Origin of the sequence: Kribbella amoyensis (assembly GCF_007828865.1) — a bacterium.
GTDB lineage: Bacteria > Actinomycetota > Actinomycetes > Propionibacteriales > Kribbellaceae > Kribbella > Kribbella amoyensis.
In genome coordinates this window covers 790,075-813,403 of sequence record NZ_VIVK01000002.1, presented here as the reverse complement: position 1 = coordinate 813,403, position 23,329 = coordinate 790,075, and the positions used below count along the sequence as shown (strand labels likewise).

The 23,329-nt window shown below is 69.1% G+C and carries 22 protein-coding genes, 2 tRNA genes and 1 riboswitch; of the genes, 9 read left to right on the top strand and 15 right to left on the bottom strand.

Annotated elements, in window-relative coordinates:
- Positions 1 to 8: 8 nt before the first annotated feature.
- The 5 genes from FB561_RS33940 to FB561_RS33920 all read right to left on the bottom strand — a co-directional run bounded on the left by FB561_RS33940 (position 9) and on the right by FB561_RS33920 (position 3,652).
- Positions 9 to 84: transfer RNA gene (locus FB561_RS33940), tRNA-Glu, on the bottom strand.
- A gap of 82 nt (positions 85 to 166) precedes the next feature.
- Positions 167 to 238, bottom strand: a tRNA-Gln gene (locus FB561_RS33935).
- A 115-nt stretch (positions 239 to 353) separates the two neighbouring features.
- A complete protein-coding gene (locus FB561_RS33930; RefSeq protein ID WP_145814110.1) occupies positions 354 to 1,331 on the bottom strand; it encodes a CPBP family intramembrane glutamic endopeptidase in 978 nt (325 codons plus the stop codon).
- A 4-nt stretch (positions 1,332 to 1,335) separates the two neighbouring features.
- Positions 1,336 to 2,871 (bottom strand): glutamate--tRNA ligase, encoded by a 1,536-nt coding sequence (gene gltX / locus FB561_RS33925; RefSeq protein ID WP_145814109.1) that lies wholly within the window; start codon positions 2,869 to 2,871, stop codon positions 1,336 to 1,338.
- Positions 2,864 to 3,652 carry a fumarylacetoacetate hydrolase family protein gene (locus FB561_RS33920; RefSeq protein WP_145814108.1) on the bottom strand — a complete coding sequence of 263 codons (789 nt, stop codon included), beginning with the start codon at positions 3,650 to 3,652 and terminating at the stop codon, positions 2,864 to 2,866. Before FB561_RS33920 ends, gltX begins: the two co-directional genes overlap by 8 nt.
- Before the next feature lie 68 nt (positions 3,653 to 3,720).
- On the opposite strand from FB561_RS33920, the gene FB561_RS33915 reads away from it, so the two are divergent.
- On the top strand, positions 3,721 to 4,209 hold the full coding sequence (locus tag FB561_RS33915) for a GNAT family N-acetyltransferase (RefSeq protein ID WP_145814107.1): 489 nt from the start codon (positions 3,721 to 3,723) through the stop codon (positions 4,207 to 4,209).
- Entirely contained in the window at positions 4,206 to 5,087 is an 882-nt protein-coding gene (locus FB561_RS33910) for a 3-methyladenine DNA glycosylase (RefSeq protein ID WP_145814106.1), read from the top strand. The genes FB561_RS33915 and FB561_RS33910 overlap by 4 nt, the downstream gene beginning before the upstream one ends.
- Here the strand turns inward: FB561_RS33910 and FB561_RS33905 are convergent.
- A complete protein-coding gene (locus FB561_RS33905; RefSeq protein ID WP_145814105.1) occupies positions 5,080 to 5,775 on the bottom strand; it encodes an ABC transporter permease/ATP-binding protein in 696 nt (231 codons plus the stop codon). The genes FB561_RS33910 and FB561_RS33905 overlap by 8 nt on opposite strands.
- Positions 5,776 to 5,889: 114 nt before the next feature.
- Between FB561_RS33905 and FB561_RS33900 the strand changes: the two genes are divergently transcribed.
- Positions 5,890 to 6,387, top strand: a complete 498-nt coding sequence (locus tag FB561_RS33900; RefSeq protein WP_145814104.1) for a MarR family winged helix-turn-helix transcriptional regulator — start codon at positions 5,890 to 5,892, stop codon at positions 6,385 to 6,387.
- Between the two features lie 117 nt (positions 6,388 to 6,504).
- Here FB561_RS33900 and FB561_RS33895 read toward each other — a convergent pair whose 3' ends face one another.
- On the bottom strand, positions 6,505 to 7,473 hold the full coding sequence (locus tag FB561_RS33895; RefSeq protein ID WP_145808826.1) for an IS481 family transposase: 969 nt from the start codon (positions 7,471 to 7,473) through the stop codon (positions 6,505 to 6,507).
- A 299-nt stretch (positions 7,474 to 7,772) separates the two neighbouring features.
- A complete protein-coding gene (locus FB561_RS33890) occupies positions 7,773 to 8,663 on the bottom strand; it encodes a class I SAM-dependent methyltransferase (RefSeq protein ID WP_238335288.1) in 891 nt (296 codons plus the stop codon).
- A gap of 312 nt (positions 8,664 to 8,975) precedes the next feature.
- Between FB561_RS33890 and FB561_RS33885 the strand changes: the two genes are divergently transcribed.
- From FB561_RS33885 to FB561_RS33870, 4 genes are all read left to right on the top strand, one after another.
- A complete protein-coding gene (locus tag FB561_RS33885; protein WP_145814103.1) occupies positions 8,976 to 10,256 on the top strand; it encodes a Fic family protein in 1,281 nt (426 codons plus the stop codon).
- Positions 10,257 to 10,332: 76 nt separating this feature from the next.
- Positions 10,333 to 10,914, top strand: a complete 582-nt coding sequence (locus tag FB561_RS33880) for a DinB family protein (RefSeq protein WP_145814102.1) — start codon at positions 10,333 to 10,335, stop codon at positions 10,912 to 10,914.
- 83 nt (positions 10,915 to 10,997) lie between these two features.
- Positions 10,998 to 11,113: riboswitch (cobalamin riboswitch) on the top strand.
- A gap of 242 nt (positions 11,114 to 11,355) precedes the next feature.
- Positions 11,356 to 14,106, top strand: a complete 2,751-nt coding sequence (locus tag FB561_RS33875; RefSeq protein ID WP_238335287.1) for a ribonucleoside-diphosphate reductase subunit alpha — start codon at positions 11,356 to 11,358, stop codon at positions 14,104 to 14,106.
- Positions 14,103 to 15,173, top strand: coding sequence for a ribonucleotide-diphosphate reductase subunit beta (locus tag FB561_RS33870; protein ID WP_145814101.1), 1,071 nt, complete (start codon positions 14,103 to 14,105; stop codon positions 15,171 to 15,173). Before FB561_RS33875 ends, FB561_RS33870 begins: the two co-directional genes overlap by 4 nt.
- Before the next feature lie 105 nt (positions 15,174 to 15,278).
- Here the strand turns inward: FB561_RS33870 and FB561_RS33865 are convergent, their stop codons facing one another.
- From FB561_RS33865 to FB561_RS33855, 3 genes are all read right to left on the bottom strand, one after another.
- Positions 15,279 to 15,548, bottom strand: a complete 270-nt coding sequence (locus tag FB561_RS33865; RefSeq protein WP_145814100.1) for a hypothetical protein — start codon at positions 15,546 to 15,548, stop codon at positions 15,279 to 15,281.
- Complete coding sequence (gene cimA / locus FB561_RS33860; protein WP_145814099.1) at positions 15,545 to 17,134, bottom strand: citramalate synthase; 1,590 nt, start codon at positions 17,132 to 17,134, stop codon at positions 15,545 to 15,547. The genes FB561_RS33865 and cimA overlap by 4 nt, the downstream gene beginning before the upstream one ends.
- 224 nt (positions 17,135 to 17,358) lie before the next feature.
- On the bottom strand, positions 17,359 to 17,757 hold the full coding sequence (locus FB561_RS33855; protein WP_145814098.1) for a hypothetical protein: 399 nt from the start codon (positions 17,755 to 17,757) through the stop codon (positions 17,359 to 17,361).
- Between the two features lie 103 nt (positions 17,758 to 17,860).
- Between FB561_RS33855 and FB561_RS33850 the strand changes: the two genes are divergently transcribed.
- Positions 17,861 to 18,352 (top strand): hypothetical protein, encoded by a 492-nt coding sequence (locus FB561_RS33850; protein ID WP_145814097.1) that lies wholly within the window; start codon positions 17,861 to 17,863, stop codon positions 18,350 to 18,352.
- 47 nt (positions 18,353 to 18,399) lie between these two features.
- Here the strand turns inward: FB561_RS33850 and FB561_RS33845 are convergent, their stop codons facing one another.
- The 3 genes from FB561_RS33845 to FB561_RS38080 are packed head-to-tail and all read right to left on the bottom strand — an operon-like array spanning position 18,400 to position 20,742.
- Positions 18,400 to 19,491, bottom strand: a complete 1,092-nt coding sequence (locus FB561_RS33845) for a branched-chain amino acid aminotransferase (protein WP_145814096.1) — start codon at positions 19,489 to 19,491, stop codon at positions 18,400 to 18,402.
- A 40-nt stretch (positions 19,492 to 19,531) separates the two neighbouring features.
- Complete coding sequence (locus tag FB561_RS33840; protein ID WP_145814095.1) at positions 19,532 to 20,581, bottom strand: 3-isopropylmalate dehydrogenase; 1,050 nt, start codon at positions 20,579 to 20,581, stop codon at positions 19,532 to 19,534.
- A complete protein-coding gene (locus FB561_RS38080; protein ID WP_170284921.1) occupies positions 20,578 to 20,742 on the bottom strand; it encodes a hypothetical protein in 165 nt (54 codons plus the stop codon). The genes FB561_RS33840 and FB561_RS38080 overlap by 4 nt, the downstream gene beginning before the upstream one ends.
- 250 nt (positions 20,743 to 20,992) lie before the next feature.
- On the opposite strand from FB561_RS38080, the gene FB561_RS33835 reads away from it, so the two are divergent.
- Positions 20,993 to 21,559: an O-methyltransferase gene (locus FB561_RS33835; protein WP_145814094.1), complete on the top strand. Its 567-nt coding sequence runs from the start codon at positions 20,993 to 20,995 to the stop codon at positions 21,557 to 21,559.
- A 28-nt stretch (positions 21,560 to 21,587) separates the two neighbouring features.
- On the opposite strand, the gene FB561_RS33830 is transcribed toward FB561_RS33835, so the two are convergent.
- Positions 21,588 to 23,120, bottom strand: coding sequence for a DUF222 domain-containing protein (locus FB561_RS33830; RefSeq protein WP_145814093.1), 1,533 nt, complete (start codon positions 23,118 to 23,120; stop codon positions 21,588 to 21,590).
- Between the last annotated feature and the right edge of the window lie 209 nt (positions 23,121 to 23,329).

The window sequence follows — 23,329 nt, the reverse complement described above, 5'->3', positions numbered from 1 at the left end:
ACTTTCTCTGGTAGCCCCGACGGGATTCGAACCCGCGCTACCGCCTTGAGAGGGCGGCGTGCTAGGCCGCTACACAACGGGGCCAGAGGGTTGTTGTCCGGACCCTTGCGGGCCGGGCAACGAGGATGGACTCTACCGATTTTCTTCGGCTGGGTCCAATCGCTCGCTGGGGTACTAGGACTCGAACCTAGACTAACTGAACCAGAATCAGACGGGCTGCCAATTACCCCATACCCCAAGGCATTTCACCGTGGTTGAGAGTTTGTTTCCGCCCTCACAACCTGGCTCGGAGAGCATACCCATGTCGGGGCCCAGACAGCAAAACGAGCCCCGCCCGGCGATTGTCACTCCCGTCACACCAGCCTCTTGCCGGGCCCGTCCAGGCCCTTCCCGCCGAGCGGCGCCGGGACCAGCGGCAGGTCGCACGTGGTCGCCAGCCGCTGCTTGCGTGCCAGCCAGATCGCCACCGCGCCGAACAGCGCGAACTTCGCCACGTCGACCGCCACCAACGACCAAGGCGCGTCCTGGGCTCCCAGGCTGTCGCCCACACTGTCGGTCAGGGCCGCGTAGATGAAGGTGATCACGTTGTTCGCCGCGTGCGCCGCGATGGCCGCCTCCAGACCGCCGGTACGGACGACGAGCAGCCCGGCCACCAGACCGAACGCGAACCGATCCAGGAACAGCGCAGGGCTCTCCCAGGGCCAGATCCCGTGCGCCATGGTGAACAGCACCGTGGTCACGAGTACGGCGACCAGCGAGCTGCGGACCAGGGTGCCGACGGCCTGCAGCAGGTAGCCGCGGAAGAAGTACTCCTCCCCCGCAGCCTGGAAGGTCGACGTGAGCAGCGTCACCGCGATCACGGCCGCGGCGTCCGACGCGACCCCGCCGCCGCTGCCGCTGTTGTCGAGCAGGGCGACCCCGCCGACCTTGATGACGCCGAGCATCACCAACTCGATCGCGACGGCCGCGACGGCGAACCAGGCCAGCGGCTTCCACCGCAGCCTGGCGGTCACCGACGACAGCAGGCCCGGGGTCTGATGGTTCAGCCGGGTCGCGACGAGGAGGCAGAGCGGGATCAGCGCGATCAGCGACAGGTTCGTCGCGAGCAGGCCGAACCACGACACCGTGCCCTCGGGATCGGGGCGGATCGCCTGCTGGATCGACAGGATCACGACGCTGGCGAACATCCAGCCCGCCAGGATCGCGAACGCGCCGAGCACCACGGTCCAGGACGCCGTGACCGGATTGCGGAGCAGCCGGTGGTACGGCTGCGGTCCCGCGTCCCGGACGTCCGTCGTGGACCCGGGACGCGGTGTCGCGTCGTACGCCATCAGGTCACTCCGCCGGCAGCAGCGCGCGGGCCTGCTCGAGCCGGCGCAGCGCGCGCTCCCGGCCGAGCAGTTCCAGCGACTCGAACAGCGGCGGCGAGATCCGGCGGCCGGAGATCGCCACCCGGACCGGGCCGAACGCGTTCTTCGGCTTCAGCCCGAGTCCCTCGATCAGCGCGGACCGCAGCGCCGCCTCGATCGCCTCGGTCTTGAAGTCGGCCAGCTCGGACAGCGCCTTCTCGGTCGCCGCCAGCACCGCGCCGGCGTCGTGCGTGAGCACCTTCGCGGCCGCGTCCGGGTCGATCGTGAACGCGTCGTCGGCGACGAACAGGAAGCCCACCATGTCGACGGACTCCGACAGCGTGTTCATCCGCTCCTGCACCAACGGCACCGCGGCCGCGAGGACCTGGCGCTGCTCGTCGGACGGATCGGCCGGGAGCACCCCGCCCTTGGCCAGGAACGGGATCATCCGCTCGGCGAACTCGGCGGCCGGCAGCAGCCGCATGTGCGCCGCGTTGATCGCCTCGCACTTCTTCGGGTCGAACCGGGCCGCGTTCGCGTTCACCTTGCGGATGTCGAACGCGGCGACCATCTCGTCGATGGTGAACACGTCCCGGTCGTCCGCGATCGACCAGCCGAGCAGGGCCAGGTAGTTCAGCAGCCCCTCGGGCAGGAAGCCGCGCTCCATGTACTCGCCGAGGCCGGAGCCCGGGTCGCGCTTGGACAGCTTCTTGTTGCCCTCGCCCATCACGAACGGCAGGTGCCCGAACAGCGGGGTCCGGCCGTTGCCGACACCGATCTCGGCCAGCGCCTCGTACAGGGCGATCTGGCGCGGCGTCGACGGCAGCAGGTCCTCGCCGCGCAGGACGTGGGTGATCTCCATCAGCGCGTCGTCGACCGGGTTCACCAGCGGGTACAGCGGGTGGCCGTTGGCCCGGACCAGGACGTAGTCGCCGAGGTTCTCCGGCAGGAAGGTGATCTCGCCACGGACCAGGTCGTCGAACGTGATCGGCCGGTCCGGCATCCGCAAGCGGACGACGGGGCGCCGGCCCTCGTCGACGTACGCCTTCACCTGCTCCTCGGTGAGCGTGCGGCAGTGACCGTCGTACCCGCTGTGCTGGCCGGCCGAGCGGGCGGCCTCACGGCGCTGGTCGAGCTCCTCCTGCGAGCAGTAGCAGTGGTACGCCTTGCCGGCGGCGAGCAGCTTGGCCACGACGTCGGCGTACACGTCCATCCGCTCGGACTGCAGGTACGGCCCGTACTCGCCGCCCACCTCGGGGCCCTCGTCCCAGGTCAGGCCGAGCCAGCGCAGCGAGTCGAGCGTGTACTGCAGGGCTTCCGGGGTGTTGCGCGAGGTGTCGGTGTCCTCGATCCGCAGCACCAGCTTGCCGCCGTAGTGGCGGGCGAAGGCCCAGTTGAACAAGGCGCTGCGGATGTTGCCCACGGTCAGCAGACCGGTCGGCGACGGTGGGAACCGCACTCGGACCTGGGTCGGTTCGATGCCGCCGGGAACGTCGTCGGTCGGGGCAGGCCGGTCAGTCACGCACGATCACCTTGTTCGTCAGAGTTCCGATTCCTTCGACGCCGACCGACACCTCGTCGCCGGGCAGCATCGGACCGACACCCGCGGGGGTACCGGTGAGCACCACGTCGCCGGGCAGCAGCGTGGTGAAGGAGGTGATGTAGGCCAGCACCTCCGGGATGCCGAAGATGAACTGCGACGTCCGCCCGTCCTGCTTCAGCTCGCCGTTCACCTCCGTGGTGACCCGCAGGTCGGACGCGTCCAGCTCGGTGCTGATCCACGGGCCGAGCGGGCAGAACGTGTCGTACCCCTTGGCCCGGGCCCACTGGCCGTCGGACTTCTGCAGGTCGCGCGCGGTGACGTCGTTGCCGATCGTGTAACCGAAGATCACCTCGTCGACCCGTTCCTTCGGGACGTCGCGGCAGATCCGGCCGATCACGATCGCGAGTTCGCCCTCGAAGTGCAGCTCGTTGGTCTGCTCGGGGTAGACGATGCCGTCGCGCGGGCCGATCACCGAGGTGTTCGGCTTGTAGAAGATCAGCGGCTGCGCCGGGACCTCGTTGCCGAGTTCCTCGGCGTGCGCGCGGTAGTTGCGGCCGACGCCGACCACCTTGCTGCGCGGGATCACCGGGGCGAGCAGCCGGACGTCGGCCAACTGCAGCTTCTCGCCGGTGAACTGGACCGGCCGGTAGAGCGGATCCGAGTCGAGCACGCTGACGGTGCCGACCAGTCCCTCGGGGTCGTCGGTCTCGACGACGCCGTACTTCGGTTCGTCGTCGACGGAGAATCTGGCGATACGCACGGGAGGCCTTCAGTCAAGGGAATGAACGGCCCGAGCCTACCGCCGTGCGGGGATGAGACAGTTATCCGGTGACGACTGACATCCGGCTCGCCCGGCCGGCCGAGTACGAGGCCGTCGGCGAGCTCACCGTCGAGGCGTACTCGAGCGACGGCTTCATCCCGGTCCGGTCCGAGTACCGCCTGACCCTGCTGGCCGCTGCGGACCGCGCGGAGAAGGCCGAGTTGTGGGTTGCCACGAACGGTACGCAGTTGCTCGGCACGGTCACTTTCTGTCCCCCGGGCTCGGTGTACCGCGAGATCGGCGCGGACGACGAAGGCGAGTTCCGGATGCTCGGGGTCTCGTCGAAGGCGCGCGGCCTCGGCGTCGGTACGGCGTTGTCCGAGCACTGCGTCGAGCGGTCCCGCGAGCTCGGTCTGCGCCGCGTAGTGCTGTCCAGCGCGACCTACATGACCACGGCTCACCGCATCTACGAGCGGCTCGGCTTCACCCGTCTCCCCGAGCGCGACTGGTCGCCCGTCCCCGGCGTCGACCTGTACGCCTTCACCCTGGACCTGTGACCGTCTTCACCGACCAGCAGGTCCTGGCACCGCACGAGTGGGAGCCGCTCGCCGCCGCGCACGCCGCCCGGGTCGACGACCTGATCGCCGGTCACCTCGCCCGACGGAAGCGCCGTGAGCCCCATCCCGTCGAGGACTTCCTGTTCACCTACTACCCGACCCGGCCGAACCAGCTGAGGATCTGGCACCCCGGACCCGGGATCCGCCTGCTCGGCGCCACCCGGTACGAGGGCAAACGCGGCTACCGGTACGCCGAGGGCGCGGCGCAGCTGGATCCGGACGAGGTGACGCGGCGCGAGGACAGCATCCGCTGGATCCGCCGGCTGCTGGCGTCGACACTGGATCGCCCGGCGCAGTTCGGGTGCTTCGGACTGCACGAATGGGCGATGGTCTACCGGCTGGAGCCAGGTGAGGTCCGGCACGAGAAATGGCCGCTACGGTTGGGATCCGACGGCACGGACCGGGTGGTCGAGTCCCACAAGATCGGGTGCTCCCACTTCGACGCGTTCCGCTTCTTCACCGCGCCGTCCCGGCCGCTCAACCTGCTGCAACCGGCCCGGGAAACCCAGCCCCAGTTGGAACAAGGGGGCTGTCTGCACGCCAACATGGATCTCTACAAGTGGGCGAGCAAGCTGATGCCGTTCACCCCGAGTTCGCTGGTGCTGGACTGCTTCGAACTCGCCAAGGACATCCGCACCCTCGACATGCGCGCGTCCCCGTACGACCTGTCCGCGCTCGGGTACTCGCCGGTGCCGATCGAGACCCCGGCCGGCAAAGCGGAGTACGCCGCGGCCCAGCGCGGGTTCGCCGGCCGAGCGCGGCCACTCCGGCTGCGACTCGTCGACCTCTGCGACGAGCTGCTCGCATCGATCAGCTGATCGTGGCACCGATCGTGCGCTCGTCGCGGTCGGTGATTCCTTGCTGGGCCTGGCGATGCGCGGGCCGCAGGAACGCCGCGATCAGGAACAGCACGAACATCACCATGAGCAGTGCCCACCGCGGATCGTCGAGCATCAGATCGCCGGCCGCCTGAGTCCGATCGGCCGGGGTGAGTACCTGCGTCGAGTGCGCGGAGTCCGCCCAGTCCAGGCGAGCGGGAGCGAACGCGACGTACGTCCAGACCCGCATTCCGAAGTAGAGCGCGGCCGCCGCGAGGATCAGGATCCGGCGCCGCCCGGGACGCCAGGAGACGTACAGGACCAACGGGATGATCAGCATCTCCAGCAGGCTGTTGACGATGATGTAGTACGGGATCGAGGGCAGGAACATCTGCTCCAGCGCCTCGCCGCTGAGCGACGTGCTCCTCATGGCCCCGTTCAGCAGCAGGATCGCCATCAGGCCCCCGCAGGCCGCGAACGCGAGCGCGGTGGTGGCGACGCCGATGAGGACGTCCTCGGACCAGCGGCCGCGGCGCGGATTCCGCCGGAGCCAGTGAGCGATCAGGCCCATCAGGAGCGCCCACGCCGCGCCGATCAGGATCGCCGGCGGCCAGGGCACCACCTTCCCGGCGTTGAACAACCCGGTGATCAACGCGCTGAACGGAACCACCAGCAGGTACGGCTTCATGACACCGTCTCCTCTCTCTTGTCGATACGAGGAGTCAAGCATTTCGCTGCTTTAAGCAGCTACTGCTTGGAGCAGTTACCAGGGTGTGGTCAGGGGAACCCGTAGGTTTGGCTCATGGCGAGCAAGCGGTCGGACCTGCGGGAAGCCCTGGCCCAGGAGATGCCCCAGTACGTCTCGGCCGCGGTGCGCTTCCAGATCGCCGTCGCCGATCAGCTCGGGATGCCGCTGACCGACGTCCACGCGATCGGCGCCCTGCTCGAGCTCGGCCCGTCGGGCGCACGTCAGCTCGCGGACCTGATGGGCCTGACCACCGGCGCGGTCACCCGCCTGCTCGACCGGCTCGAACGCGCCGGCTACGTCCGCCGCGAACCCGATCCCACCGACCGCCGCCGCATCCTCGTCCACGTCGTCCCCGAACGCCTCGACGACATCGCGGAGTACTACCGCTCGATGGACGACCGCTGGCGCAAGCAGGTCGCGCAGTACTCCGACGACCAGCTGGAGTTCCTCGTCGACTTCCTCCGCCAAGGCCGCGATCACGCCAACGCCGAAACCAGAACCCTCCGCACCGAAGGCCGCCCCCACGCCACCCGCCGCCGCCCCGCCCCATAACTGTTCGGAGCACCTCAGCACCGGCGGCGTCGAGCCCCCCGCCACGACTAGCAGGTTGTTCGACGACTGACGCGTTGCAGGGCGTCAGCCATCAAACAAGGCGCTAACTGTACCCGGTCATGAGGTTGGTTGCAGTCGGGTGATGGGTGGGTGTCCTCCGAGTGCGGTGTGTGGGCGTTGAGTGTTGTAGGACTCGAGCCAGGGTGCAAGTGCGGCGGTGCGTTCGGTGTTGGTGGTGAAGACCTGCCGGTAGGCCCACTCTGTTTGCAGGGTCCGGTTGAGGCGCTCGACCTTCCCGTTCTGCCAGGGGCAGTGGGGTTTGATGAATTTCTGGGTGATGGCGTGGGTGGCGCAGACCTCGCGCAGTGACCAGCGGTAGGACCAGGCGTTGTCGGTCATCAACCGTTCGATCCGGGTGATGCCGTGCGCGGCGAAGAAGGCGATGGCGCGGGTCAGGAAGCCGGCGCAGGTGGGGCCTTTCTCGTCGGGCAGGATCTCTGAGTAGGCCAGCCGGGAGTGGTCGTCGACGAGTGAGTGCACGTAGTCGAACCCGACCCGGGTGCTGCGGTCGCGGCGGGTCGAGGCGCTGGCGCGGCCGTGTGCGCGCCAGCCGCCGCCGTCGGGGATCCGGCCGATCTTCTTCACGTCCATGTGGACCAGTTCGCCTGGCCGGTCCCGCTCGTACCTGATCGCGGTGGTCTTGGAGGCCCGGATCACCTGACCGGTGATCGGGTCACACACGGCCAGATGCGGCACCCGGTGGCGGCGCAGGATCCGCGACACCGTCCGGGCCGGTACCCCGGTCTGGGCCGCGATCGGTTCCGGACCGAGCCGCAACCGCTCCCGCGCGTCCAGGACCCGCTGCTCGACCTCGGCCGGCGTACGCCGCGGACACCGATGCGGCCGCGACGACCGGTCCCGCAGACCCGCCTCGCCTTCAGCCTCGTACCGATCGAGCCAGGTCTTCACACACTTGCGCGACACACCCATCGCCTTCGCGATATGCGCCTGCGCCCACCCGGCCCGGTGCCGCTGCACGATCAGCAACCGGCCATGAAACGTCGTACGCGCGTTACGGTGGGACACGAGAACCTCCGGTGAGTGTGAAGCCTTCGACAAGCCACACCCCAACCGGAGGTTCTCCTCACGTCAACCCCACCCCACCTGCCACCAACGTCTCGACCCGGTACAGCTAACCGCCCGATAACCCGCCAGCGGCCACACCGGAGCCCCCGGGCCGACGCGAGCAGCGACCGGCGCGCGGCGACGCGGCGGGCGCGCGGCGATGCGGCGGGCGCGAGGCGATGCGGCGATGCGGCGATGCGGCGATGCGGCGATGCGGGCGCGAGCGCTCCAGCCGCCGGGCGCGGCAGCGCGGCTCGTGTTCAGATCTTGGTGGCCTTCAGGGCGAACAGGAGAGGGATGCGGGGTGCTTCGTCCGGCAGGCGCCACCAGCCCTCGGGGGTCTGCACCATGGAGGGCCAGCGAGGCCACTGGAGTACCTCGGACTCGCGCAGCACGTCGATCCGCAGACCCGCGGCAGCGAGGGTGGTGACGAGTTCGCCGAGACCGTGCATCCACTCGTAGCTGCGCTGGCGCCCCGGGACGACGTCGCCCGTGTACGTGACGTCGGAGTCGTGCGCGATCGGACCACGACCCTCCAGGTAGTCGTTGCGCAGAACGAGATCCTCGGACTCCCCCGGCAGCGAAACCGGCCGCAACGAGTTGAGCAGCGGATGGAACTCCGCGATGTAGACGAACCCACCCGGCTTGAGCAGTCGCGTCACCACGTCGGCCCAGCGAGCGAGATCGGGGAGATAGCAAAGCGCACCCTTGCCCGTGTAGACGACATCGAACTGCCGTCCACCCAGAGCACCCGCGGCGTCGTACACGTTGGCGTGCACGTAGTCGACGTCCACGTCGGCCGCCGCTGCGATCCGTCGAGCTTCGTCCAGCGACTTCGCCGAGAGGTCCAGACCGGTGGTGTTCGCACCTCGGCGGGCGAACGCGATCGTCTCGGTCCCGAGGTGGCACTGCAGATGGACGATGTCGCGCCCGCGCAGCTCGCCCAGGTCCTCCCACTCGTAGTCGGCGAACCAGTACTCGGCCGGCCGGCCGTAGAACGCACTGGCCGCGTGCAGAGGCGCCCGCGCATCCCAGTCCGCCTCGTTGGCCGCGACCATGCCCAACACCTCAGCGCCCAGCACCCCGGCATCCAGCGCATCGGCGTCCAACCCCACCGCGCCCGCACTCGACCCGTTCGCGTCCGACCCCACCGGTTCCTCCGTCCGTCGGCTGTCCACCTCCGTCCAGTGTTCCCAAGCCCAGGTCCACACGTCCGCACTCAGACTCATCGCCCAATCACTTTCTGTGACGATCTCGATCCGGTGCGGAGCCGATCCGCACGGTTCATCCGAGAGTTCCTCCCCATTAACCCGGCGAAAGCCACCGCGATCCACGCGATGTCCCCCGGTTCGTTCACGCTGGGTAACTCTACCGGGCTCGACCACGCTCAGTAATCACGGGCTGATCTCGATCCGTCTTGTTCAAGGTTGCCAGCCAACCTTGAACAAGCGATCATCGAAGTCATGGCACGCGTGGAGCTCCACCGCTGGCCGGGACACCCCGACGGGTTCACCCGGGCCGAGCGCCTGGGCGGCTCGTACGAGCTGTACTTCCCGGATCCGCTGGTGGGCCGGGAGTTCGACCTGAGCGCGGAGGTCGTGGCCGCCCTGGAGGACGCGGCCGGGGACCTGGCCAGGCTGGACGCGACGGCGGCGGTCCTGACGAACAGTGAGGCGCTGGCGCGACTGCTGTTGCGGGCCGAGGCCGTCGGCTCGTCGCAGATCGAAGGTCTCGTCGTCGGGGCCCGCCGGCTGCTCAAGGCCGAGGTGTTGCGCGGGACCGCGCGGCACCACGACGTCACCGCGGAGGAGGTGCTCGGCGCGGTCGACGCGATGACCTGGGTGACCGAGTCGGTGCGGGCCGGCGACAAGCTGGAGGTCGAGCATCTGCTCGAGGCACACCGCCGGTTGATGGCGCATTCGCCGACGCCGGAGCTGGGCGGCGAGATCCGCTACCTGCAGAACTGGATCGGTGGCCGCTCCCCCGCCGAGGCGTACTACGTGCCGCCGCCGGCCCACCTGGTCCACGAACTGCTGGCCGACCTGATGCAGTTCGTCCGGGAGGCGCCGCTGCCGGTGCTGGCGAAGACCGGGATCGCGCACGCCCAGTTCGAGACGATCCATCCCTTCGCCGATGGCAACGGCCGGACCGGGCGGGCGCTGATCCACCTGATCCTGCGCGCCGAGGGACTGGTCGAGCGCACGGTGCCGCCGGTCTCGCTCTCGCTCGCCACGCACGCGACCCAGTACGTCGAGGCGCTCACCGCCTTCCGGCACACCGGGCGGGCGACCAGCTCGCGGGCGCGCTCCGCCGCCAACCAGTGGCTCGTCATGTTCGCCACGGCCTGCAGTCACGCCACCGCGGAGGCGGCCCGGTTCGAACGGACCGCGGCCGAGCTCAAGACCGCCTGGCGCGAACGAGCCGCTCCGGTGCGGGCCGGGTCGGCCACCGAACTGCTGATCGAAACGTTGCCTGCGGCCCCTGTCTTGACGCTCGCGGCGGCGGCGCGCCTGATCGACCGCTCGGCGCAGGCCGCGAACCAGGCGCTGACCCGGCTGGTCGAGGCCGGCGTGCTGCGCGAGGTGACGGACGGCCGCCGCAACCGCGTTTACGAGGCGCCCGAGCTGATCGACGCCTTCACCCTGCTGGAGCGGCGGTTCGCCAGCCCGGTGGCCGACACCCGGGCCGAACCGCCTAACAGACCAGCACCTTCCGCGCCAGCACCGACACGCACCGTTCATTGACTTTCTCCTCCCCGGCGGGACACAATTCGAACACGTGTTCGATCGTGAGACAAATCGGGGAGCGTGAGGATCTGTGATGCCGGAGCCGTTCGACTGGGACATCCTGCAGCGACCATCGGCGATGGCGATGGTGCGCGGCCAGCTCGGTTTCAGCTGGATGGTGCTGTCCGGCCGGCTCGCGCGGCTGACCGACGAGGAGTACTTCTGGCGCCCGAGCTCGGAGGCGCTCACCGTCGTCCGGCGGCCGTACGCCGGCCGGTTCCGCTCCCTCGGGTCGGGCGAGTGGGTGGCGCAGTGGCCGGACGAGCCGGACCATCGCGGCCCGCGGACGATCGCCTGGCTGATCGCGCACCTGACCGAGACCTTCTTCTGGCGCTGGGAGTGGACCTTCGGCGAGAGCCGGCAGGGTCGCGCCGACATCACCCTGCACGGCAACGCCCAGGACGCGGTCGCCTGGCTGACGCACTGGGTCGACGCCTGGCAGCACTCGATCGCCGAGCTGGACGAGGAGCAGGCGATGACGGTCGGGCTGAGCCAGGCGACCGAGCTGGACGCCGCCGAGCCGTTCGGCCACGTCGTGCTGCGGCTCAACCGCGAGCTCATCCACCACGGCTCCGAGATCATGACGCTGCAGGACCTCCATGCCCTCGCCGCCTGAGCCTCTCCGCCGATTTCGTGCCGGACACCACAAGATGTGCGACATGCGGCGTGTCGCGACACAAGATCTGGGGGTGCCGCCCTAGTCTCTTGCGTACTGGTGGTCAGGGGAATCCGGTGGAACTCCGGGGCTGCCCCGCAGCGGTCAGCGGGGAATGTGCCCCGTGAGCCCGAATACCTGCCACCGGCGCGCGTACCGCCGGTACGCGCTGTCCGAGGCCTCGAGGGCGGGCCGCAGGGCGTAACAGGAGCAGATCCACATGACCGCTGGTCCGGGCTCTGTGCTGCCTGTTTCGTCGTGCGCTCGCCGCGGGTCCCGGTCGATCAAGAGACTCGCGTGGAGAGAGCGCTTGTGACCATTGCTTCAGCAACCCAGTCAGGCCCCGGCCGGACAGCCGCGGACCCCGCGGATCCGTCGGCGGCCCCGATCCAACTCACCGTCGTGCGTCGCGACGGCGGCAGTACCAGCTTCGACCAGACCAAGATCTCGGTCGCGCTCAGCAAGGCCTTCCTCGCTGTCGAGGGCCCCGAGGCCGGTGGCAGCCACCGGGTCCGGGACCTCGTCGTCGAGCTGACCGAGCGGGTCGTGGCCGCTCTGACCTCCCGCGGTGACGCGCGGCGCAGTGTCCAGGTCGAGGACATCCAGGACCAGGTCGAGCTCGCCCTGATGCGGGCCGGCGAGCACCAGGTCGCCCGGGCGTACGTGCTCTACCGCGAGGAGCGCACCAAGGCCCGCACCCCGGAGGACGCGGCCGAGCTCGGCAGCGAGCGACCGGGGCTGACGGTCCGCGCCGCCGACGGCAGTACGGCGCCGTTGGACGTCGAGCGGCTGCGCGTCGTCGTCGCCGAGGCGGCCGCCGGACTCGACGCGGTCGACGCCGAACTGATCCTGAACGAGACCCTCGGCTCCTGCTACGACGGCATCGCCCAGCACGAGGTCGAGCTCGCGCTGGTGATGGCGGCCCGCTCGTACGTCGAGACCGAGCCGGAGTACAGCTACGCCGCCTCGCGGTTGCTGCTCGACCAGATCCGTCGCGAGACGCTCGGCCGGGTGCACGGTGAGCCCCGGCAGGCAAGCCAGGCCGACATGGCCACGGCGTACGTCGAGTATTTCCCGCGGTACATCGAGACCGGGATCGAGGCCGGGCTGCTCGATCCGGAGCTGGCCACGTTCGACCTGCCCAAGCTGGCCGCGGCGATCCGGCCCGAGCGGGATCTCGACTTCGCGTTCCTCGGTCTGCAGACCTTGTACGACCGCTATCTGCTGCACATCGACAAGGTGCGGTTCGAGCTTCCGCAGGCGTTCTTCCTCCGGGTCGCGATGGGGATCGCGCTCGAGGAGGACGACCGGGAGGACCGGGCGATCGAGTTCTACGAGTTGCTCAGCTCGTTCCGGTTCATGTCGTCCACGCCGACGCTGTTCAACTCCGGGACCACCCGGCCGCAGCTGTCGTCGTGCTTCCTGACCACGGTCGACGACGACCTGGCCGGCATCTTCGCCGGGATCCGCAACAACGCCCTGCTGGCCAAGTACTCCGGTGGCCTGGGCAACGACTGGACCCCGGTCCGCGGGATCGGCGCGAAGATCCGCGGCACCAACGGCGAGTCCCAGGGCGTCGTGCCGTTCCTCAAGATCGCCAACGACACCGCCGTCGCAGTCAATCAGGGAGGAAAACGTCGGGGTGCCGTCTGCGCGTATCTGGAGACGTGGCACCTGGACATCGAGGAGTTTCTCGATCTCCGCAAGAACACCGGGGACGAACGCCGCCGGACCCACGACATGAACACCGCGAACTGGGTGCCCGACCTGTTCCTGCAGCGGGTCGAGGCCGGCGGCGAGTGGACGCTGTTCTCGCCCGACGAGGTGCCGGAACTGCACGACCTGTACGGGACCGCTTTCGCCGAGGCGTACGTCGGGTACGAGCAGGCAGCGGATCGTGGTGAGATCCGAGTGCTCCGGCGGATCAAGGCCGTCGAGCTGTGGCGCCGGATGCTGACCGTGCTCTTCGAGACCGGGCACCCGTGGATCACCTTCAAGGACGCCTGCAACCTGCGGTCGCCGCAGCAGCACGACGGCGTCGTCCACTCGTCGAACCTGTGCACCGAGATCACCCTGAACACGACGGTCGACGAGACCGCGGTCTGCAACCTCGGCTCGGTCAACCTGGTCGCCCACCTGACCGGGTCCGGCCTCGACGCCGACCTGCTCCGCGCCACGGTGAAGACCGCGGTCCGGATGCTCGACAACGTGATCGACGTGAACCTCTACACGACCCCGGAGTCCGAGCGGGCCAACCAGCGGCACCGTCCCGTCGGACTCGGCCTGATGGGCTTCGCCGACGCGCTCTTCGCGCTGCGGATCCCGTACTCCTCCGACACCGCGGTCGCGTTCGCGGACAGCTCGATGGAGCAGATCAGCTACCACGCGATCGAGGCGTCGAGCGACCTGGCGGCCGAGCGCGGCCGGTACGAGTCGTACGACGGGTCGCTGTGGAGCCGGGGTGTGCTGCCGGTCGACTCGATCGAGCTGCTGCGGGAGGCCCGGGGCGGTGACCTGACCGTCGACACCAGCCGGCAACTCGACTGGGACACGCTGCGCGCCAAGGTCCTGCGGGACGGGATGCGGAACTCGAACGTCCTCGCGATCGCCCCGACCGCGACCATCTCGAACATCTGCGGCGTGAGCCAGTCGATCGAACCGATCTACCGCAACCTGTTCGTGAAGTCGAACATGTCCGGCGAGTTCACCGTCGCCAATCCGTACCTGGTCGCCGACCTCAAGGCACGCGGGCTGTGGGACCAGGTGATGGTGTCGGACCTGAAGTACCACGACGGGATCCTGTCCCGCATCGACCGGGTGCCGGCCGATCTACGCGAGCTGTACGCGACCGCGTTCGAGGTGGAGCCGGCCTGGCTGGTGAAGGCGGCGTCCCGGCGGCAGAAGTGGCTGGACCAGGCGCAGTCGCTGAACCTGTACATGTCCGCCCCGTCCGGCAAAGCGCTCGACGAGCTCTACCGCTCGGCCTGGCGGCACGGGCTGAAGACCACGTACTACCTGCGCTCCCAGTCCGCCACCCACGTGGAGAAGTCCACCCTGAAGGGCACCGACGGCCGCCTCAACGCGGTCCCGGTCACGCCGGAAACACCCGCTGTCTGCAAGATCGACGACCCCGACTGCGAGGCCTGCCAGTGACCACCACCAGCAGCAACGTGACCGGACTGGGCGAGATCGCCGTCGGCGCGTCCCGGATCGAGGTCGCCGACAAGGCGATGATCAACGCCCGCGCGGACGTGAACCAGCTGCTGCCGCTGAAGTACCAGTGGGCCTGGGACAAGTACCTGGCCGGCTGCAACAACCACTGGATGCCGACCGAGGTCTCGATGCAGGCCGACATCGCGCTGTGGAAGAGCACGGACGGCCTGACCGAGGACGAGCGGCTGATGCTGAAGCGCAACCTCGGCTTCTTCGCCACCGCGGAGTCCCTGGTCGCGAACAACATCGTGCTCGCGGTCTACCGGCAGCTGACCAACCCCGAGTGCCGGCAGTACCTGCTCCGCCAGGCGTTCGAAGAGGCCGTGCACACGCACACCTTCCAGTACATCTGTACCTCGCTCGGACTGGACGAGGGCGAGCTGTTCAACATGTACCGGGAGGTGCCGTCGATCTCCGACAAGGACGCCTGGGCGCTGAAGTACACCCGGCACCTGGAGGACCCGGACTTCAAGACCGGGACGCCGGAGTCGGACACGGACTTCCTGCGGGACCTGATCGCGTTCTACGTGGTGTTCGAGGGGATGTGGTTCTACACCGGGTTCGCGCAGATCCTGTCGCTCGGCCGGCGCAACAAGATGGTCGGGATCGCCGAGCAGTACCAGTACATCCTGCGCGACGAGTCGATCCACCTGAACTTCGGCATCGACTGCATCAACCAGATCAAACTGGAGAACCCGCACCTGTGGACCACCGCGTTCCAGGCCGAGGTGCGGCAGATGCTCACCGAGGCGTGCGAGCTCGAGGTCGCGTACGGCCGCGCGACGATGCCGAACGGGATGCTCGGCCTGACCGCGGACCTGTGCGAGCAGTACATGCACTTCGTCACCGACCGGCGCGCCGAGCAGATCGGCCTGGCCCCGATCTTCGGCGAGACCCGGAACCCGTTCGGCTGGATGTCGGAGGTGATGGACCTGAAGAAGGAGAAGAACTTCTTCGAGACCCGCGTGATCGAGTACCAATCGGGCGGCGGCCTCAGCTGGGACTGAGCCTAGATCTGTGAGGGCGTCGGCGGACCAAAGTTCGCCGGCGCCCGGGGATCAGGCGGGCGTCCTCTCCGGCCAGGGGGATCAGGCCGGCATCGAAGCTCGAGCTCAGTGCGAGACCGTGACGTCCAGCACGCCGACGACCTTGTCCAGCCGGGCAGCGACCCGCCCGGCGTCGAATCCGGCGCCCTCGACCGCGACGTACAACGTGCTCTCGTCGAGCGACAACCTCAGCTCGCGCACGTCGTACGGGTTCAGCAGCACGGCGATCCGGGCGATCAGGCCGCGCGTCTCCACGACCTTCGCGGTGAAGACCGTGACCGTGCGCTCGACCAGCGCAGGGCGCTCAACCTCGGGTTCGGCGATCACCAGGCTCACCGGACCACCTCCTTGTGCCGGAGCAGACCGAACGTGACCCCGTCGACGAGCGCCTCCCAGGACGCCTCGACGATGTTGTGCCCGACGCCGACCGTGACCCAGGACCGCTCCCCGTCCGAGGTCTGGATGAGCACTCTGATCACCGCGTCCGTGCCGTGGCCCTGGTCGAGGATGCGGACCTTGTAGTCGACCAGCTCGAACTTGTTCACCACCGGGTACGCCCGCTCGATCGCGACCCGGAGCGCGTGGTCGAGCGCGTTGACGGGACCGTTGCCCTCCCCGGTCACCACCTCGCGCTCACCGCCGGCGACCAGCTTGACCGTCGCCTCCGACACCGCCTCGCCGTCCGCGCGGGACTCGGTGATCACCCGCCAGGACTCGACGTCGAAGAAGCTCGCCCGGTGGCCGGCGACCTCCTCGCTGAGCAGCAGCTCGAACGACGCGTCGGCAGCCTCGAAGGTGTAGCCGCGGGACTCCATCTCCTTCACCCGGTCGGTGACCCGGCTGACCAGTTCGCGGTCGTTGCCGAGGTCGAACCCGAGCTCCTTGCCCTTCAGCTCCACGCTCGCCCGGCCGGCCATCTCGGACACCAGCATGCGCATGTCGTTGCCGACCAGGCCCGGATCGGTGTGCTGGTACAGGTCCGGGTCCACCTTGATCGCGCTGGCGTGCAGCCCGGCCTTGTGCGCGAACGCGGACAGCCCGACGTACGGCTGGCGGGCCGACGGTGGCACGTTCGTCACCTCGGCGATCGCGTGCGCGATCCGGAACGACTCGGCCAGGTTGCCTTCGGGCAGCAGCTTCATCCCGCGCTTGAGTTCCAGGTTCGCCACGACGGCGAGCAGGTCGGCGTTGCCGGTGCGTTCGCCGTACCCGTTGACGGTGCCCTGGACGTGGGTCACGCCGGCCTCGACCGCGGCGATCGAGTTGGCGACCGCGCACCCGGAGTCGTTGTGGCAGTGGATCCCGAGCCGCGCGCCCGTGGACTCCAGCACGTCACGGACGATCTCCTGCAGCTCGCGCGGCAGCGTCCCGCCGTTGGTGTCGCAGAGCGCGACCACGTCCGAGCCCGCCTCCGCGGCGACCCGGACGACCTCCAGCGCGTACGCGCGGTTGGCGCGGTACCCGTCGAAGAAGTGCTCGGTGTCGAGGAAGACCCGCTGCCCGTTCTCGCGGAGGTGCCGGACCGTGTCGGCGACCATCGCCAGGTTCTCGTCCAGGCTGGTCCGCAGCGCCCGCTCCACGTGCGCGTCGTGGCTCTTGGCAACCAACGTGACGACCGGGGCTCCCGACTCCCGCAACGCGGCGACCTGCGCGTCGTCGGCCGCCGCGACCCCGGGCTTGCGGGTCGCACCGAACGCGGCGAACGTTGCGTTGCGCAAACGCAGCTCGGTTTTCGCACGGGCGAAGAACTCGGTGTCTTTCGGCACCGCACCCGGCCAGCCACCCTCGATGAATCCGACGCCCAGGTCGTCCAGGTGCTGCGCGATGGCGATCTTGTCGGCCACGGACAGCGCGAGCCCCTCCTGCTGCGCACCGTCGCGCAGAGTGGTGTCGTAGACGTGGAATTCGTCGGATGTGCTCATGGTCGCCTTCCGATGGGCTGAGGAGTGCCGCGGGCAAACAAAAAACCTCCCGCAAGGTGCGAGAGGTCTGCGCGCTCAGGTACTGCCGGCTGAGCGCGCCTAGATAATGATGCCCCGGTGGTTCTTCATGACATTTCGCAGTCTGCCACAGCTGGTCCGCGAACAGGACTTTCTGTCTCGCGAAGCGAACATCCAGTACTCGGAGGTCACCGAGAGTTCAGCTGTCAGGCGGTGAGGGACCATTCCGGCGTGTCCCAGGCGGTGTAGAAGTCCTCCCGGTCGAGCGGCCGCAGACCCCACTCGTCCCGGTCCAGCGCGTCGTCGGTGAGCGAACCCTCGTCGTCCTCCACCCGCTGCCACCAGTACCGCCGGATGGTGCCGTCCTCGGCGACCTGGAGCTGGCGGACCACGACCCACTCCCGCTCGTGCCAGACCGCCTCGTACAACCAGTCGGTCCCGTCCTCGTCCGCGCGGGCCCCGAACGTCCGGGCCGCGGTGCTCCGGTCGAGGTCGCGGATCAACTCCACGGTCGAGCGGAAGGCGTGGGCGGTGTCGCCCTGCCAGCCTCGCCGCTGGGCGAGTTCCGCGTAGTACGTCTCGACCTCGTCCGGAAAGCCGCTCATGTCGCCAGACCCTATCGAATCGAAGCGAAGAGGCCGACCAACTGCCCAACCCCTAAACCTGAAAAGATGCTGTGAGTTCGACACCGCGAGAAGGGACGTACCTGTGAGCGAGGCCGGCAGTCATGGCACCTCCGAGGAAGACCTCCGTACCGCGCTGTTCCGGCCCTCGGGCACGCTCAGCCGGCTTCAGTTCCGGCTGATGGGATTCGGCATCGGGCTCGCATTGCTGGTGACGCTCGCACCGACCTGGCTCATCAGCCGGACGGGGTCGAGGGACGAGATCCGCCTCTACAGCGGGATCAGCTTGCTGGGCCTCACTCCGGACAGCAACTCGCCGATGGACGCCCAAGGCACCATCCTCTTTCTGCTATACCTTCTGTCGGCGCTCGGGTTCCTGCTGGTCCGGCCGGAGACCGGTGCCACGGTCCTGATGGGCATCGGCGGGCTGGCGGTGACGATCGTCATCGTCGCGAACCAGCCGGACGACACCTTCCGGACGTCGGTCTCCTGGACCGGCGCGCCGGCCGTCGCCCTCGGCCTCTGGTCCATCGCGACCGTCGTCTCTGTCGTCGCCCTCAAGAAGATCCGCTCCTGACAGCAGACGGCCCGGCACAGCGCGCCGGGCCGTCTGGGGATCGGAGTTCAGCAGATCCGGGTCATCCAGCCGTGCGGGTCGGCGGTGCGGCCGTACTGCAGGTCGAGCAGCGCGGCGCGGACCGCGGCGGTGACGGGGCCACCGTTGCCGTCGGCAACCTGCACCTCGCCGTCCTTCCACTTCAGCGACGCGACCGGCGTGATCACCGCGGCGGTGCCGCAGGCGAAGACCTCGCGGATCCGGCCCGAGGCGGCACCCTCGCGCCACTCGTCGATCGAGATCTTCCGCTCGGTCACGTGGTGGCCGAGATCGGTGACCAGCTTGAGGATCGAGTCGCGGGTGACACCCTCGAGGATCGTGCCGGACAGTTCCGGGGTGACCACCGAGTTGTCGTCGAGGACGAAGTACAGGTTCATCCCGCCGAGTTCCTCGACCCACTTCTTCTCGATCGCGTCGAGGAACGCGACCTGGTCACAGCCCTGCTCGATCGCCTCGGCCTGGGCGAGCAGCGACGACGCGTAGTTGCCGCCGGTCTTCGCCGCGCCGGTACCACCGGGGGCCGCGCGGGTGTACTCCTCGCTGAGCCAGATCCGGACCGGCTTCACGCCGTTCGCGAAGTACGAACCGGCCGGCGACGCGATCACGCAGTACGTCACCCGGGCGGACGGGCGGACACCGAGGAACGGGTCCGAACCGAACATGAACGGCCGCAGGTAGAGCGACGTCTCCCCACCGCTGGGGACCCACGCCTTGTCGATCTCGACCAGCTTGACCAGCGACTCCAGGAAGGCGGACTCGGGCAGCTCCGGCAGCGCGAGCCGCCGCGCGGACCGGGCGAACCGGACCGCGTTCGCCTCCGGCCGGAAGGTGTGGATCGAGTCGTCGGGATGCCGGTAGGCCTTCATCCCTTCGAAGATGGTCTGGGCGTAGTGGAACACCGAGGTCGCCGGAGACAGCTCCAGCGGCCCGAAGGCGGTGATCCTCGCGTCGTGCCAGCCGTTCTCCTGGGTCCAGGTGGCGATCGCCATGTGGTCGGAGAAGTACTGCCCGAATCCCGGGTTCGCCAGGATCGTGGCGCGCTGGTCGTCGCTGGCCGGATGGGTGTTTGGCTCAACGGTGAAGTGCAGATCGGCGCTCATGAGCGCACCGTACCTCTTGGCCGAGTGGTCATGCGAGTACTCAGCCGGCCGCGCGCTTGGCGATGGCGTCGCCGATCTCGGCGGTCGCTCGCGGGGCGCCGGTGCGCTCCTCGATGTCCGCCGTCACGGCCGCCTCGATGGCCGCGGCCGCCTCGGTCAGGCCCAGGTGGTCCAGCAGCAGCGCCGCCGACAGGATCGCCGCGGTCGGGTCCGCCTTCTGCTGGCCGGCGATGTCGGGGGCCGACCCGTGGACCGGCTCGAACATGCTCGGCGCGGTCCGGTCCGGGTTGATGTTGCCGCTCGCGGCCAGCCCGATTCCGCCCGAGATCGCGGCCGCCAGGTCCGTGAGGATGTCGCCGAACAGGTTGTCGGTGACGATCACGTCGAACCGGGCCGGGTCGGTGACCAGGAAGATCGTCGCGGCGTCTACGTGCAGGTAGTCCACCGTGATCTCGGGGAACTCCGCGGCGACCGCGTCGACGGTGCGCTTCCACAGGTGACCGGCGTGCACGAGCACGTTGTTCTTGTGGACCAGGGTGAGCTTCTTGCGCGGCCGCGCCTGGGCCCGGGCGAACGCGTCGCGCACGACCCGCTCCACGCCGTACGCGGTGTTGACCGACACCTCGGTGGCGATCTCGGCCGGCGTGCCGACCCGGAGCGCGCCGCCGTTGCCGACGTACGGGCCCTCGGTGCCCTCGCGGACGACGACGAAGTCGACCTCGCCCGGGGCCGCCAGCGGGGAACCGACGGAGGGGTAGATCTTCGACGGGCGCAGGTTCACGTAGTGGTCGAGGGCGAACCGCAGCTTCAGCAGCAGGCCGCGCTCGAGCACGCCGGACGGCACCGACGGGTCGCCGACCGCGCCGAGCAGGATCGCGTCGTGCTTGCGGATCTCCTCGAGCTCCGCGTCCGGCAGCGTCTCGCCGGTCGCGTGCCAGCGCTTGGCGCCGAGGTCGTACTCGGTCCGGGTGAAGGTCACACCGTGGACCGCGCTCACCGCGTCGAGCACCTTGAGTGCCTCGGCGGTCACCTCGGGCCCGATCCCGTCGCCCCCGACGACGGCCAGCGTGAAGGTCTTCTGCGTGCTCACTTCTTGGGTTCTCCCCCGTTGTCGCGGCGGTTGATGGCTTCCTGGACCGCGCGGACCTCGGCCCGGCGGTCGGCGTTGTTCGGTACCGGGCGGCGGCGCCGGGCCGCCTTGCGTTCGCGCCCGTCGACGGCCGGCCAGTTGGCCGGGTACATGTCGTACATGCTGGTCTCCCGTTGATCTCGCTGTGTGAGGAACGGCCGACAGCTGCGGGCGGGGGAACGCCTCGACTCCGCGCCGGGTGGGTCGGCCTCAGCGAACCCCGGCGCGGCAGCGAATGAGACGTACCGCGAACTGCATGATGGGCTCGAAGATACTCTGACGTCCGACTAATTCGCCACAATGCGGGCAGTCTGTCCCGAAATGTGAGATACCAGTGACACCACTGGACCGAAGCTGTGCAACTCTCACCCCGTGAGCGCTCCTCCAGAACTGCCGCCGCTGGTTTCGGCGGCCCTCAGCCTGTCCGGCCGGCGCGGATTCGTCAGCTCGACCCGCAACGAGACCGGCCGGCTGCTCGCCACTTTGGCGGCGTCCCGGACCGGCATGCTCGGCGAGATCGGCACCGGTTGCGGTGTGGGCTCGGCCTGGCTGCGCAGCGGCGCGGCCGAGGGTACCCAGATCCTGACCGCCGAGAGCGACCCGCAGCTGGCCAAGGCCGTCGCGGAGCTCTTCGGCGACGACCAGCGGATCGAGGTCATCGAGGCCGACTGGACCGCGCTGATCGAGCGCGGGCCGTTCTCGCTGCTGTTCGTGGACGCGCGGGAGGCGAAGCTGTCCGCGCGGGACGTTATTGCCGAGGCGGTCGAGCCCGGCGGTTTCGTGGTGCTCGACGACTTCACCCCGTCGGCGGTCTGGCCGCCGATGTACGAGGGGCGCGTCGACACGCTGCGCCAGGAATGGCTGCAGGACAAGCGCTTCACGACCGTCGAGGTCATGGTCGCGCCCGACGCTGCGGTACTGCTCGCCACCAAGCGCTGACCCCGACAGAAGCTGGCGCACAACGCTCTCACCCAGAGCGTGGGTCAGCGCGACGGGTGCCCGTGTGGTCGACGTGAAAAGCGAACCCGCTGGGGCTGGTCCATTCCAGGACGCCGTCGGGACTCCTCCGCACCTGCCAGCGGCCGTGCGTCTTCACCCGGTGGCCGAAGCGCCGCAGGGGAACGAGGTTGGTGGTACTGGTCTGACCCGGTGGGCCGTTCGGGTCATACGGTTCGACGTGATCGAGGTCGGTGCCAAGCCTGGTTTCCACAGTTCCGTACGGGAACTGCTCGACCGGATGGATGAGCGCGAGTTGTTCGCGCAACCTGCGGGGGATTTCGTAGGCGTCGACGCTGATCTTGTCGTTGAGGTCGATCACCGGCCGCACCGCGTACGGGCGATGACCGATCAACTCGGTGAGCTGGGAGGCGAGCAGCGGGCCCGCGCCCTCGACACGGACGACGCCTTCGCCGGCCGCCAGGGTGTGGTCGGTCAGGTGTACGTACAACTCGGTGCGACTCGACCGGCCACCCGCGATCCCGTCCAGCTGAGCCAGCTCGGCGTTGAACGCCCGGCGTGCGAACGCGTCGGTCGAAGCGGCCGCCCGGCCGTCGTCAGTGCCGGCATCCCACGGCTCGCGCTGCTCGGCCCCCGAAGGCAGATCCGGAACGGGCGGCACGTCGCTCAGCGATGACGCGGCGTCCGGCGGCACGGAGGCGATCTGCGCAGCCCCGCCAGCAGTCGGCGGCAGGACTGTGGCCCCGGCCTCCGCCGGTTCGGCCTGAGATTGGTTGGCCGCGCGGCCGGCAGCGAGGATCGCGAGGGCATGAGCCGGGTCGGCGAGGATCCCCACGGCGCGAGCTCGGCGGAGGCGCAGCGGGTCGGGGTCGCCCAGCGCCTTCAACGCCCGGGCCAGCGAGTGGATGGTGGCGTCGAAGCGCAACACGTCACCGGTCGCTGCCAGGATCCACACAGACTTGGTGCCGTGGTCATCGGCGCGGCCGACGTACACACCGCGCTCGCGCGCCTTCCGCTCGGCGGCCGCGCGAGCCGCCTCCCGGTCGGCCTGGAACTTGGCCGCCGTGACGATCTTCTGCAACCGGATCGGCGTCACCGTGTCCACCAGCCCAACGACCCGTTCGTCGACGATCGCGACAGCGTCCTCGGACAGCTCCAGGCACGCGGTGGCGATCTTGCAGGCCTTCCAGGGCGTCGCCTCCCCCGCCAGCACTGTCGCCCAGATCCGCGGCAAGCGATGGCGCAGTGCCAGCGCCTGACCGATGTACGCCGACGCCGCGCCGGCGGAGATCCCGAGCATCGCGCCGAACTCCACCGGCGCGAACTCCGCAATCGCGGGACATCCCGCACCACCGAACACGACGGCCCGCTCCCGGCCGTCCCGGCGATCCCCGAGCGGCAACCCGGCGGCGCCGTGGAGGTCGGCGAACCGCTGAGCATGCAGAAGAAGACGCGCCTCGACCCGATCCCGCTCGGCACGATGCTCCGCGGCCGAGGTCAGCACCTCGGTCGCGTCGAGCTCGGCGACATCCCCTTCGAACATGTCTTCGATTCTAGATCACGCAGCGTAGTCCCACGCAAATCCGTCATCCACAGACCCCTTGAAATGCAGGTGGGCCCGAGCCCATCCCCGGGTGGGGACGAACTCGGGCCCTGGCCGGCCGCCATGCGCCTGCGGGCGGCAGGCCGGTCTTGTGCTTCCAGTGTGGTGCTTGCTCAGGTCACCCGCTCATCTGCGAGTGTCCGGTGGTC